General features: G+C 61.0%; 10 protein-coding genes and 1 pseudogene. 3 read left to right on the top strand and 8 right to left on the bottom strand.

Going from position 1 to position 12,833, the window contains the following annotated elements; all coding sequences use genetic code 11:
• The first annotated feature begins 236 nt into the window (after nt 1-236).
• Both JQF37_RS27950 and JQF37_RS27945 read left to right on the top strand, forming a co-directional pair.
• A complete protein-coding gene (locus tag JQF37_RS27950) occupies nt 237-1,358 on the top strand; it encodes an HlyD family secretion protein (protein ID WP_130209260.1) in 1,122 nt (373 codons plus the stop codon).
• Entirely contained in the window at nt 1,355-2,947 is a 1,593-nt protein-coding gene (locus tag JQF37_RS27945) for a DHA2 family efflux MFS transporter permease subunit (RefSeq protein ID WP_130209262.1), read from the top strand. Before JQF37_RS27950 ends, JQF37_RS27945 begins: the two co-directional genes overlap by 4 nt.
• Nucleotides 2,948-2,971: 24 nt before the next feature.
• Here the strand turns inward: JQF37_RS27945 and JQF37_RS27940 are convergent, their stop codons facing one another.
• From JQF37_RS27940 to JQF37_RS27920, 5 genes and pseudogenes are all read right to left on the bottom strand, one after another.
• A complete protein-coding gene (locus JQF37_RS27940) occupies nt 2,972-3,412 on the bottom strand; it encodes a carboxymuconolactone decarboxylase family protein (protein WP_090323889.1) in 441 nt (146 codons plus the stop codon).
• A gap of 142 nt (nt 3,413-3,554) precedes the next feature.
• Nucleotides 3,555-4,997, bottom strand: coding sequence for a mechanosensitive ion channel domain-containing protein (locus JQF37_RS27935; protein WP_130209264.1), 1,443 nt, complete (start codon nt 4,995-4,997; stop codon nt 3,555-3,557).
• A 211-nt stretch (nt 4,998-5,208) separates the two neighbouring features.
• The gene (gene ycaC, locus JQF37_RS27930) at nt 5,209-5,835 is read right to left on the bottom strand and encodes an isochorismate family cysteine hydrolase YcaC (RefSeq protein ID WP_130209266.1); all 627 of its coding nucleotides are present in this window, start codon (nt 5,833-5,835) and stop codon (nt 5,209-5,211) included.
• A gap of 56 nt (nt 5,836-5,891) precedes the next feature.
• Nucleotides 5,892-6,124, bottom strand: a pseudogene (locus JQF37_RS27925) (hydrolase); the annotation flags it as partial.
• A gap of 175 nt (nt 6,125-6,299) precedes the next feature.
• The gene (locus JQF37_RS27920; protein WP_130209268.1) at nt 6,300-7,166 is read right to left on the bottom strand and encodes a pirin family protein; all 867 of its coding nucleotides are present in this window, start codon (nt 7,164-7,166) and stop codon (nt 6,300-6,302) included.
• 341 nt (nt 7,167-7,507) lie between these two features.
• Between JQF37_RS27920 and dkgB the strand changes: the two genes are divergently transcribed.
• Complete coding sequence (gene dkgB, locus JQF37_RS27915) at nt 7,508-8,311, top strand: 2,5-didehydrogluconate reductase DkgB (RefSeq protein WP_130209270.1); 804 nt, start codon at nt 7,508-7,510, stop codon at nt 8,309-8,311.
• Nucleotides 8,312-8,314: 3 nt separating this feature from the next.
• On the opposite strand, the gene JQF37_RS27910 is transcribed toward dkgB, so the two are convergent.
• The 3 genes from JQF37_RS27910 to JQF37_RS27900 form a co-directional block, all read right to left on the bottom strand.
• Nucleotides 8,315-11,554, bottom strand: coding sequence for a transporter substrate-binding domain-containing protein (locus JQF37_RS27910; protein ID WP_130209272.1), 3,240 nt, complete (start codon nt 11,552-11,554; stop codon nt 8,315-8,317).
• Nucleotides 11,555-12,181: a response regulator transcription factor gene (locus tag JQF37_RS27905; RefSeq protein ID WP_130209274.1), complete on the bottom strand. Its 627-nt coding sequence runs from the start codon at nt 12,179-12,181 to the stop codon at nt 11,555-11,557.
• A gap of 110 nt (nt 12,182-12,291) precedes the next feature.
• On the bottom strand, nt 12,292-12,705 hold the full coding sequence (locus JQF37_RS27900) for a response regulator (protein WP_130209276.1): 414 nt from the start codon (nt 12,703-12,705) through the stop codon (nt 12,292-12,294).
• Between the last annotated feature and the right edge of the window lie 128 nt (nt 12,706-12,833).

Genomic DNA, 12,833 nt, shown 5'->3' with positions numbered 1-12,833 from the left:
CAAAAAGGCCGGTGATCGCGCAGATCACCGGCCTTTTTCATTCCAGTAAACCTGTAGCGATTCCCTGTGGGAGCGAGCTTGCTCGCTCCCACAGGGTCCTCCAGCGCACACAAAACCTTCTTTATTTCCACTGGACAAACCACCTGACGACCGGCCGCAAAAACCATTTGCCACAAAATATTACATACGTCATATTACGTTCGTAATTAAAGGCCTCTCCCGACAGGTAATTCTCCATGACCAGCATGCCCTCCGTTGAACCCGACCTTGCTGTCCCGGTGAACACCCCCAGGTCTCCCCTGCTCAAGCGCCTGCTGCTGCCGACGCTGGGAGTGGCGGCGCTGGTACTGGCCGGCGTGTACGCCGCGCACTGGTGGACGGCCGGCCGCTTCATCGAAGCAACCGACGACGCCTACATTGGCGGCGACGTAACGGTGATCGGGCCGAAGGTGGCGGGTTACATCGACGAAGTGCTGGTGACCGACAACCAGAAGGTCAAGGCCGGCGATGTGTTGATTCGTCTCGACGCCCGCGATTACCGCGCCAACCTGGCCAAGGCCGAAGGCGCGGTGGCGGCCGAGGAAGCCTTGCTCGCCAACCTCGACGCCACCGAACAACTGCAGCAAGCCGTCATCGGCCAGGCCCGCGCCGGCATCGACGCCGCCGGCGCCGAAACTGCCCGCTCGCGGGATGACGACGCGCGCTACAAAAAACTGGTCGGCAGCAACGCGGTCTCGGTGGAAAGCGCGCAGCGGGCCAACGCCACCTTCAAGACCGCCCAGGCCCAAAGCAGTCGCGCCCAGGCCGAATTGCTGGCGGCACAGCGGCAGTTGAACGTGATCGCCACCCAGAAACAGCAGGCCCGCGCCGCGCTGGTCCAGGCCAAGGCCGAACGTGATCTGGCGCAGTTGAACGTTGGCTATACCGAACTGCGCGCACCGGTCGACGGCGTGATCGGCAATCGCCGGGCACGGCTCGGCGCCTATGCCCAGGCCGGTTCGCAACTGCTGTCGGTGGTGCCCTCCAGCGGCTTGTGGGTCGATGCCAACTTCAAGGAAGACCAACTGGCGCGCATGACGCCCGGCCTGCGAGTCGTGATTCATGCCGACGTGCTCTCGGGTCAGGAGTTCCACGGTCACCTGGACAGCCTCGCGCCGGCCAGCGGCGCTCAGTTCAGCGTGCTCCCGCCGGAAAACGCCACCGGCAACTTCACCAAGATCGTGCAACGGGTGCCAGTGCGCATCCACCTCGATCCGGCTGACGGCGTGCTCGGCCACCTGCGCCCCGGCCTGTCGGTGACCGCCGAAGTGGACACGCGCAAGGAACCTGAAGCGCCAGCCGTGGCCAGCGCGCCATGAGCCGCGCCCTCGCCGCCCCGGCGCAACCGTTCAATGCGGCGAACATGGCGACGGCGACCAAAGTCTTCGCCTTCGCCAGCCTGTGCATCGGCATGTTCATTGCCTTGCTGGACATCCAGATCGTCTCGGCGTCGCTGCGTGACATTGGCGGCGGACTCTCGGCCGGCACCGACGAAACCGCCTGGGTGCAAACCAGTTACCTGATCGCCGAAATCATCGTCATTCCGCTGTCGGGCTGGCTCTCCCGAGTGTTTTCCACCCGCTGGCTGTTTTGCGCCTCGGCCGTGGGCTTCACCCTGACCAGCCTGTTGTGCGGCGCGGCGTGGAACATCCAGAGCATGATCGCCTTCCGCGCCCTGCAAGGGTTTCTCGGCGGCTCGATGATCCCGATGGTGTTCACCACGGCCTTCGTGTTCTTCAGCGGCAAGCAACGGGTCATCGCCGCCGCGACCATCGGCGCCGTGGCTTCCCTGGCGCCGACCCTCGGCCCGGTCATCGGTGGCTACATCACCGACATTTCGTCCTGGCACTGGCTGTTCTACATCAACCTGGTGCCGGGGATTTTTGTCGCCGTGGCCGTGCCGATCCTGGTGAAAATCGATCAGCCGGAACTCTCGCTGCTCAAGGGCGCCGACTACCTAAGCATGGTGTTTCTCGCGCTGTTCCTCGGTTGCCTGGAGTACACCCTCGAAGAAGGCCCGCGCTGGAACTGGTTCAGCGACCGCACGATTCTGACCACCGCCTGGATCAGCGGCCTGGCGGGCCTGGCGTTCATTGGCCGGACCTTGCACGTGGCCAACCCGATCGTCGATCTGCGTGCTTTGAAGGACCGCAACTTCGCCCTCGGCTGCTTCTTCTCGTTCGTCACCGGCATCGGTCTGTTCGCCACCATTTACCTGACGCCGCTGTTTCTCGGTCGGGTGCGTGGCTACGGCGCGCTGGACATTGGTCTGGCGGTTTTCTCCACCGGCGTGTTCCAGATCATGGCGATTCCGCTGTACGCCTTTCTGGCCAACCGCGTCGATCTGCGCTGGATCATGATGACCGGCCTTGGGCTGTTCGCCTTGTCGATGTGGGATTTCAGCCCGATCACCCATGACTGGGGGGCCAGGGAATTGATGCTGCCGCAGGCCCTGCGCGGGATTGCCCAGCAACTGGCGGTGCCGCCGGCGGTGACCTTGACCCTGGGCGGGTTGGCACCGGCGCGACTGAAACATGCTTCGGGGTTGTTCAACTTGATGCGCAACCTGGGCGGCGCGATTGGCATTGCCGCGTGCGCCACCATTCTCAATGACCGCACCAACCTGCACTTCACCCGGCTGGCGGAAAATCTTAACAGCACCAACGAGGCGCTCAACCAGTGGCTGTCGCAGGTCGCAAACAACTTCGCCGCCCTGGGACAGAGCGGCGATGTCGGGGTCACTGCCAGCCTGCATCAACTCTGGCTGTTGACCTATCGCGAAGCCCAGACGCAAACCTATGGCGACGCGTTTCTGATGATCGGGGTCTGCTTCGTCATCGCCACGGCGATGGTGCCCTTGATGCGCAAGGTGCAACCACCGGCCGCGCCGAGTGCCGATGCCCATTGAGGCGCATCGGCAGCGACTTGAGGATCAGGCCTGAGGGGTTTTGCGGAAGCCTACCGCCAGGCGGTTCCAGCTGTTGATGGTGCTGATGGCCACGGTCAGGTCGACCATTTCCTTCGGTGTGAACTGGGCGCTGACCACTTCGTAGTCTTCATCCGGCGCGTGGGTCAGGCTGAGTTGGGTCAGGGATTCGGTCCACAGCAGCGCAGCGCGTTCGCGCTCGGTGAAGAACGGCGCCTCACGCCAGGCGGTCACGGCGAACAGGCGACGCGGGGTTTCACCCCCCTTGATCGCATCGGCGGTGTGCATGTCGATGCAGAAGGCGCAGCCATTGATTTGCGAAGCACGCAGCTTGACCAGCTCGATCAGGGGCTTCTCCAGCGGCAGCTTGGAAACTGCGGTTTCCAGGGCGATCATCGCTTTGAGGGCGTCAGGGCTGGCGGTATAGAAATCAGTACGTGGTTGCATGGGATGTGTTCCAGGGCAAGTGGGTGTGTGACTACGTTAGTGCCCGAAGCGCTTTGGACAAATAGCCAATATTCCAGAAGTCGAGGAGGCCACTTGCGCAAGAAGAAAGGTCAACCGCCCCCACGAACCCTGCAACGACCCTTCATACCCGATTACGCAACCAATGCAAAAAACCCGTTTTCTGCACAACCTGCGGCACGTCCTGAGTCAGTGTCTGCGCTTTGTGCAAACGGAAATCCAGCAAGGATTGCATGGCGTCGTTGATGTCGTGACGGGCATCCAGACAAGGTTTGAGGTATTCCTTCTCGATGCGGTAAAGCGCACACGGGGTTTTCGCCGCAAACGCGGCGGGCACCGAACTGTCTTCCAGGATGCCCGCCTCGCCGATCACTTCGCCCGGTCCCATGCGCCCGGATTCGAAAGGCGTACCGTGGCGGTTCAAGCTGACCGTCACCACCCCGGATTCAATGATGAACAAATGATCACTGACCTCCCCCGCCGCCAATATCGTCTCGCCGGCACGAAAGGTTTGCAGGCTCATGTTCTGGCTGAAGGTTTCTTTCTCTTCCTGTCGCAAGGTGGAGAAGATCGGTGAGCTGTCGAGCAGCGCCCGTGGCCGCGAGAGGTTGCTCGGCGTGCTGGGTTCCTCGCTCGAGAGCAAGTTGACCCCGGACGACTGCAAGTGCCGGTAGGCCAGGTCGAACAGTTGATTGCGGACCTCGCGTTTTTCGCTCATCGAGGCGACAAACCCGATGATTTCGTATTCCACGCCGCTGCTGGAGGAGCTTTTCAGTGCCACTTTGGCTGGCGGCGTGGTCAACAGCTTGCGGCAGCCCTGCATCGCCCGCTCAAGGGCATCGATCACCCTGTTCGGCCGGACATGGGGGCTCACCTGCAAACTGATCGAAATGCCGAAAATGTCGCTGGGCCGGCTGAAGTTGACGATCTTGGCCTTGGCCGCCAGCGAATTGGGAATCACCGCCATGCTGCCCTGGGACGTCTGCAGGCGCGTGGCGCGCCAATCGATGTCGATGACCCGGCCTTCGGTGCCGTCAATGGAGATCCAGTCATCCAGTTGATAGGGTTTGGTGGTGTTGAGGACGATCCCGGAAAACACATCGCTGAGGGTGCTCTGCAAGGCCAGGCCGACGATGATCGCCAGCGCGCCGGATGTGGCCAGGACGCCCTTGACCGGCAGATCGAGCACGTACGCCAGGGCCGCGATGACCGCGACCAGGAAAATCACCGCGCCGAGCAGGTCCTGCAACAGTCGCCCGGTATGCCCGACCCGCTGCATCATCGCCGCGCCAATCAACACGGTCAGGGTGCGCGCACCGAACAGCCACCAACCGATCTGCAACCCTGTCGCCGCCAGATGCAACGGCACGTTGTCGGCCCACGGCGCCGGCTCCATCGGATTCAAGCCTTCGTTGAACAGCAGAAGACTGAACAATGAAAAAATCACTACCCGCACCAACAGCTTCCAGCCATTGCGATTGGCACTGACCAAACGCCACAGCCCGAGATCGATCAACACCAGCACCATGGCGCAAATCAGCGGGTGTTCGGTAAGAAAAGACAACATCAAGCAACTCCAGCCCGAAACAATGAACAAAAGATCGCACACATTGGGCCCAGTGTAGGAGCAATTGATTTCCCTTGATTCCGCCTGCAGCACAAAAACAATGTGGGAGCGGTCTTGCTCGCGAAAGCGCTCTGACATTCAACCAATAGTCGACTGTCAGACCGCCTTCGCGGGCAAGCCCCGCTCCCACCGTTGAGGCGTATTGCCGGGATTACTTGTTGTTGGTCAGGGTGTTGTAGCTGGTCATCAGGTTGCGGTAATCCGGGATGTGATTGGAGAACAGGGTCGCCAGGCCTTCCACATCGTTGCGCCAGTCGCGATGCAGCTCACAGGCCAGGCCAAACCAGGTCATCAATTGCGCGCCGGAGGCCGACATGCGGTTCCAGGCCGATTCACGGGTCAGTTCGTTGAAAGTCCCGGATGCGTCCGTCACCACGAACACGTCAAAGCCTTCGGCCAGCGCGGACAGCGCCGGGAATGCCACACACACTTCCGTCACCACGCCTGCGATGATCAGTTGTTTCTTGCCGGTGGCCTTGATCGCCTTGACGAAATCCTCGTTGTCCCAGGCGTTGATCTGCCCAGGGCGAGCGATGTAGGGCGCGTCCGGGAACAACGCCTTGAGTTCGGGCACCAGCGGGCCATTGGGGCCGGTTTCGAAACTGGTGGTGAGAATGGTCGGCAACTTGAAGTACTTGGCCAGGTCGGCCAGCGCCAGCACGTTGTTCTTGAAACGATCCGGCTCGATGTCGCGCACCAGCGACAGCAGTCCCGCCTGATGATCCACCAACAGAACGGCGGCGTTATCCTTGTCGAGTCGTTTGTATGAAGTCGTCATTGCAGTAGTCCTCGCGTGTTATCGATGCCGAGTGGACGTCGGCGTGGGGTAACCGGTCAGCGCTGGGAATCCAGCGATTCGTGTTCGTTAGCCACTTGCCGGGCCTTGAGGTAGCTTTCGATCAACAATTGATAATGCGGCATGGCCTGGGCGTAGACCGCCGCCACTGCTCGGCGTCCGGACGGTTCCACGAGCCTTGCAGCTCAGAAAGCGTAGCCATGATGTCGATGGGCACCACCCCGGCTTGCGCCAAACGGGCAATTGTCAGATCAGTGGCCAGTTTCGAGTGATCGATCAACAGCCATCGCGGCATCGTTGGTATCGATGGTCGGTTTTTGGCCATTGAAGTTGACCGCATTGACGGTGTTCATGTGCGTTTCCTCTTATCGATAGGCAACAGCCATCCCTGGCCCGGAAACCGGCCCACGCGTCCTGTGCAGAGCGGGTTGTTGAAGCGAAACGGTTTAACCGTGCATCTGGCCGAAGCGGCCGGACTGGAAGTCGGCGAAAGCCTGGTGGATCTCCTGTTCGGTGTTCATCACGAACGGACCGTGACCGACGATCGGCTCGTCGATCGGCTCGCCGCTGAGCAACAGCACCACCGCGTCCGTGCTGGCTTCAAGGGTCAACTGATCGCCCTTGCGATCGAGCAGGGCCAACTGCCCTTGACGCACCGACTCCAGACCGTTGACCTGAACCGCGCCGCGCAAGACCACCAGTGCGGTGTTGCGCCCTTCGTGCAGATCAAGGGTGAGCAACTTGCCGGCATTCAGGCGCAGATCCCACACATCGATCGGCGTGAAGGTGCGCGACGGCCCTGTGTGACCATCGAATTCACCGGCGATCAAACGCAAGCTGCCAGCGTCGTTGCTCAAGGCAATACTCGGAATGTCGCTATCGAGAATCGTCTGGTAACCGGCATCGGCCATTTTGTCCCTGGCGGGCAGATTGACCCACAGTTGCACCATTTCCAGGGTGCCGCCGCTCCTGCCGAAATCTTCGGAATGGAACTCTTCATGAAGAATTCCCGAGGCGGCGGTCATCCATTGCACATCGCCAGGGCCGATCTTGCCGCCACTGCCGGTGGAGTCGCGGTGTTCCAGTTCGCCCTTGTAAACGATAGTCACGGTTTCAAAGCCGCGATGCGGATGCTGGCCAACGCCGCGCCGCAGGGTCGTCGGGGTGAATTCAGCGGGACCTGCGTGATCGAGCAACAGGAACGGGCTGATGTGCTTGCCCAGGTTGTCGTAGGAAAACAGCGTGCGAACCGGAAAACCGTCGCCGACCCAGTGGGCCTGTGGACTGGTGTAGATACCGATGATGCTTTTCATGGTGTCTCCTGATGAGGTGAGTGAAGCCATGGACAAAGCTTAAAACCGTGACCTTTGCTGCGCTAGACTGCAAAAACCAGCCTTAGCGTTCTATCTGGAGAACGATGCGCGTGGAAGCGCCTGACCGAGACGGGACTGGCGCAGTGAGCATGTGTGCACCATCAATCTCCTGTGGGAGCGAGCCTGCTCGCGATGGCGCCAGAACAACCACCATCCATGTACCTGCCCGCCCCGGGATTCATGATTTCCAGTAAACATTGCTTTGCCATTGCAGCGGTTTTTCCTTCGGATGCAGACATGGATACTCGCGCCCATTCCCACTGCAACCTCTGGAGTCTTTCATGTCCATCCCCGCATTCGGCCTGGGTACCTTTCGCTTGCAAGGCCAGGTGGTCATCGATTCGGTGCGCACCGGCCTCGAACTGGGCTACCGGGTCATCGACACCGCGCAAATCTACGAGAACGAAGCCGAGGTCGGCGAGGCCATCGCCGCCAGTGGCATCGCCCGTGAAGAACTGTTCATCACCAGCAAGATCTGGGTGGCCAACTTCGCCAGGGAGCGCCTCATCGACAGTCTCAAGGAGAGCCTGCGCAAACTGCGCACCGACTACCTGGACCTGACGCTCATCCACTGGCCGTCGCCGGAAGACCAGGTGCCGGTGGAGGAGTTCATGGGCGCCCTGCTCGAAGCCAAGCAACTGGGCCTGACCCGGCAGATCGGGGTATCGAACTTCACCATCGACCTGATGAAACAAGCCATCGCCGCCATCGGCGCCGAGCACATCGCCACCCACCAGATCGAACTGCACCCGTATCTGCAAAACCGCAAAGTGGTCGAGTTCGCGCAGCGCCAGGGCATCCAGATCACCTCGTACATGACCCTGGCCTACGGCGAAGTACTCAAGGATCCGATTATCCGGCAAATTGCCGAACGCCTGCAGGCGACTCCGGCACAGGTCACCCTGGCCTGGGCCATGCAACTGGGTTACGCGGTGATTCCTTCGTCCACGAAACGCGCCAACCTTGAAAGCAACCTGAAGGCTTGCGAACTGAAGTTGAGCGATGCCGACATGGCATTGATCGCCAGTCTGGATCGCGGTCAGCGCCTGACCAGCCCCAAAGGCATCGCGCCACACTGGGACTAAGCGTCAGCCCTGCTCAAGGCCTTGTTCCAGGCGCCTCATGGCTTGCTGCAGCTGATCGACGGCGACGTCGATCAGTGACGCGTTGCCCTCGCCACACGCACGTTCCAGCTGTTCGCAGCACTCCACCAGATTCATGGCCCGGACCATCAACGCTCCGCCCTTGATCCGGTGCGCCAGCTCCTGCAAACCATGGTGATTGCCGCTGGCATGCGCCTGCAGCAGGCGTTCGCGATCATCGCGATTGGTCACTGCCAGATCGTGCAACAACTGGGTGATCAGCTCATGATCGGTGCCCACGTAGCGCTCCAGTCCGCTCAAGTCGATCTCGCCGGGTGAAGGCGCTTTGACCGGCGCGGCCGGCTCGCTCAAAAACCTTGCGGCCAACCAGGCGCTCAGATCCTCCAACCGAATCGGCTTGAACAGGCAATCGTCCATTCCCGCCTCGATACAGCGAATTTTCTCCTCGGGTTGCGCATTGGCCGTTAACCCCAGGATCACCGTCGGCGACAATCCCTGGCACCGCTCCTCGTCGCGAATCGCCCCCGCCAACTCATAACCACTGAGCACCGGCATGTTGCAGTCGGTGATGACCAGGTCGAGTTCGTACTCGCGCCACTGCTCAAGACCTTGCTGGCCATCCTCGGCCTCCAGCACCTGATGCCCCAGCCAGCTCAGTTGCCGCGAGAGCAACAGGCGATTGGCCGGGTAATCGTCGACCACCAATATCGTCAGCGGTCGTGTCGGTGCCTGCACGGCGCGCTCCTCCAGCGCGCTGGCGGGCAGCGGTTGCAGGGCGACCAGTTCAAGGTTGATGTCGACACGGGTACCGCCCCCGAGGGTGCTTTCGAGCTGCAAGCGGCCACCCATCATTTCGCACAAGGTGCGGCTGATCACCAGCCCCAGCCCGGAACCCTGCCGACCCGATTGCTGACCATTGCCGGCCTGCACGAAGGGACTGAACAAGCGCTGCTGATCGAAGGCGCTGATGCCGATGCCGCTGTCCTGCACTTGCACACTGACCGCCAGACGCTGCGATGACAGCGGATCCACCCGCAGCGTCAGACTGACCTCGCCGTGAGGGGTGAACTTGATCGCATTACTCAATAAATTGGACAGCACTTGCTTGAAACGCGTGGGATCGATCAGCACATCACAGTCGCTCTGTGGGTCGAGCTCAACCCGCCATTGCAGGTTTTTCTGTCGCGCCAGGCCTTCGAAGATCCGACACACCGACAGCACCAACGCCTGCAAACGGGTGCGTTCCGGCGTCAGCGACAGATGCCCGGACTCGATACGGGCGATGTCCAGAATGTCACCGATCAATGCCAGCAATTGTTGGCCGGCATTGGATGCCACTTCGATGGCCGAACGGTCGGTGACACCTTCATCCGCCCGTTTCAGCGCCAGTTCGAGCATGCCGATCAGGGCGTTCATGGGCGTGCGGATTTCATGGCTCATGGTGGCCAGAAACGTGGTCTTGGCCCGGTTGGCGTCGTCCGCCGCGTCCTTGGCGTCCTGCAGTTGCGTCAGCAATTGTTGACGTTGCCGGATCTGCCGACGCTGCCAGACGATCCCTGCCAAAGCGATCAAGAGCAAGACGCCAGCGGCGGCAAACGCCTGGAAAATGCTCTGCCGATGCCGCAGCCAATAGCTCTGCTCGACCATCAGGTCATTGCGCCAGGGCAGTATCAGCTCGTCGATTTCTTCAGGGGGGATACTCAGCAGCGCCTTGTCCAGGATCGAATGCAACTCGGTGGCTTCGCGACTGGTGGCCAGGGTACTGCGCGCGGGGTCGGTGCCCACCGTGCTGGTCACTTGCAGACGATCGCGGTATTGCCGGGAAATCTGGTAGCGGGCGCCGATCAAGGAGTTGATGCTGCCATCGGCCTTGCCCTGGGCGACCATTTCCATGGCCTCCGCCGACAGGGGCGCATCCACACAGCGGATCAACGGGTAGTGCTCCCGAATGTACTCGCTGGCGATGTTGCCCCGGGTCAGCGCGAGGGTTTTTCCGGCCATCTCATCCAGGGTTTTGGGGCTGCCCGGTGCCACCCGCGTCACCAGCACCGAAGGACTGGTCAGGAATGGCCGGGTAAAGAGCAGCGCCTCTTCCCGTCGAGCACTGAGGCCGATCCCGGCCAGCATGTCGATCTGGCCGCTCTTGATGCCCTCTAACATCTCGCTCACCGAATGCATGACGTGGATGTCGAACTGCATGCCGGTGCGCAGGCCGATTTTCGCCAGGACATCGACACCGATGCCACGAAACCGGCCCTCGCTGTCAGTGAACGTGATCGGCGGGATGTTCGCATTGATCGCCACATTCACGCGCGGGTGCCGGTCGAGCCAACGCTGCTCGGCCACGCTAAACTGCAGTGACTGAGTGCCCGGCATGGACACGCCCCCTGCCCCCCAGCGCCGCAAAATGTTCATCTGCTCATTGGTGGCAATCATCGCCAACGCCTGGTTGACGATGCGCAGTAACGGACGGTTGTCGCGGGTCATCGCAAAGGCGAAGCGACCTGATTCCATGCGCGAGAAGTCGGCCAACTGCACATTGTTGAGGTAGTTCTTGCTGATCAGGTAATGGGCGCTGATCGCATCGCCCAGATACGCATCCGCCTGGCCGAAGGCCACGGCACCCACTGCCGCCAGCGTCGAGGGATAGAGCTGAACGTTCGCGTCGGGGTAAAACTGCTGCACGCTGTGTTCGGGCAGATAGTGGTACAGCATCGCCAGTCGCTTGCCGGCCAGCGTCGGGTCCGTTATCCGAGGCGCATCGGTCTGGGTCACCAGCACCGGTTGATCGACGGCATAGGCACTGGACATCTGTAACTGCGGGTCCTGAGCCTCATAACCATTGGCCGTGCCCAACAGGTCCGCATGCCCCTCCTTGAGCGCCCGGACCGCTTCCTCCCGGGACTCGTAGCGCTGAACGTCGATCTGCACCTGCAACAGCTGTTGGAGCACTCCGGCATAGTCCGCCGTCACCCCTTCCAGCGCATGGCCGGTGGTGGTGATATCGAAGGGCGGATAATCCGGAGCCGAGACGGCCAGCACCAGCCGCCCCTTTTGCTGCAGCCAGCGCGAATCGGCCGCTGACAGCTTGACGCTGTCACCCTCCACGCTTGAGCGCCCGAGCAGGGTCAGCGTTTGCGGCTGCGCGCAGGCACTCGATGCCCACAGGCAAAGTCCCAGTAGCAAAAGGATGCTCAGGTCGCGCAGGCGTCGAAAGATGTTCATTCAGATCAGATGATTGCGCCGGGCAAGATCGCGCAGGTGCACCGGCGAATCGACGTTGAGCTTTTCCGTCAAACGGGTTTTGTAGGTGCTGACGGTCTTGTGGCTCAAATGCATGATTTCGGCGATAGCCTTGTTACTCACCCCCCTGGCCAGGTGCTGGAAGATCGACAGCTCACGGTCCGACAGATTGGCGATCATCTGTTTTTCGCTGCGTTGCAGTGCGCTCAACGACACTGAACTGGTGGGTAACCGGGTGAAATAGGTGTAACCGGACATCACGGCGTGCACGGCTTTATGCAAATGCTGCAGGTCATTGGTCTTGGCGACGAAGGCAGAGGCGCCGGCACGCATGCACCGGTCCTGGAAGAACTCCGGCTCCTGGGACGTGAAGACCACGATCCGGCACGGCACCTCACCGGTCTTGATCCTGGCCAGCACATCCAGCCCGTCGAGGGACGGAATGTTCAGGTCCAACACCACCAGTTCCGGTCGGTGCTCACGGATCATCGGCAGCACTTCGTTACCGCTGGCCGCTTCGTAAATGCGCTTGTACCCCTCTTGCTTGAGTACGATTTTGAGCGCGCCGCGAATCACCGGGTGATCGTCCACTATCAGCACTGACTTCATGGCTACTCCCTGTGCAACAACACGACGATTAGGCACTGATTACCCATGAGCAAAGCTCGAATTGGACGCAGTAGCTGCGCATAGACTGTTGCATGAAAAGCCTCTGCGAACTACCTGACAGAAATGACAGTGCCGACGAACGGCAGGCGTGGATCGATGATCGCCATCAGGCGCTGGATCGTCCCCGGATCCGGCAGCGAGGCATGGCTGACCTGAATTTTCTGCCGCTCGCAGGCTGGGACAGGCGGCAGTTGCGCCTGCTGGCCGTCGTAGATCAACACGCGATCCAACTGCCGGTTGTCGAGGCAGTAATCCAACAGATCCAGCTTCCCGCCCGGCAGTGCGGCGTTGATGACCAACAGGTCGAATGGCTCGCCACCGTATTCCACCAGGCTCAGCAACTCGTCGAGATTTTGCACTGGCGCTATCCGAAAGTAATTGAGTTGGTTGAACCAGCGCTCGATTCTCAGCCGATTGAAGTGTTGCTCGTCAGCGATCAGGATGCGTAAGGACTTGTTCGACAACGTGCGCCCCCAGAAAGGTGTCAGAAGAGTGAGGGCGCAAGGCTACGGAAGACCTGTCGAGCTTTCTGTAGGACTTTTCCTAAATCCCGTGCCCCGTTGGCGGCGCGTTCTCCCGCAGGCACCGGGCT

The organism is Pseudomonas sp. MIL9, assembly GCF_016887925.1.
Classification (GTDB): Bacteria; Pseudomonadota; Gammaproteobacteria; order Pseudomonadales; family Pseudomonadaceae; genus Aquipseudomonas; species Aquipseudomonas mohnii.
This window is presented reverse-complemented; position numbering and strand designations above follow the sequence as displayed.

Bases quoted from the DNA above. Each gene is read 5' to 3' on its own strand.
- JQF37_RS27950 (WP_130209260.1), top strand. From the start codon at position 237: ATGACCAGCATGCCCTCCGTTGAACCCGACCTTGCTGTCCCGGTGAAC.
- JQF37_RS27945 (WP_130209262.1), top strand. From the start codon at position 1,355: ATGAGCCGCGCCCTCGCCGCCCCGGCGCAACCGTTCAATGCGGCGAAC.
- JQF37_RS27940 (WP_090323889.1), bottom strand. From the start codon at position 3,412: ATGCAACCACGTACTGATTTCTATACCGCCAGCCCTGACGCCCTCAAA.
- JQF37_RS27935 (WP_130209264.1), bottom strand. From the start codon at position 4,997: ATGTTGTCTTTTCTTACCGAACACCCGCTGATTTGCGCCATGGTGCTG.
- ycaC (WP_130209266.1), bottom strand. From the start codon at position 5,835: ATGACGACTTCATACAAACGACTCGACAAGGATAACGCCGCCGTTCTG.
- JQF37_RS27920 (WP_130209268.1), bottom strand. From the start codon at position 7,166: ATGAAAAGCATCATCGGTATCTACACCAGTCCACAGGCCCACTGGGTC.
- dkgB (WP_130209270.1), top strand. From the start codon at position 7,508: ATGTCCATCCCCGCATTCGGCCTGGGTACCTTTCGCTTGCAAGGCCAG.
- JQF37_RS27910 (WP_130209272.1), bottom strand. From the start codon at position 11,554: ATGAACATCTTTCGACGCCTGCGCGACCTGAGCATCCTTTTGCTACTG.
- JQF37_RS27905 (WP_130209274.1), bottom strand. From the start codon at position 12,181: ATGAAGTCAGTGCTGATAGTGGACGATCACCCGGTGATTCGCGGCGCG.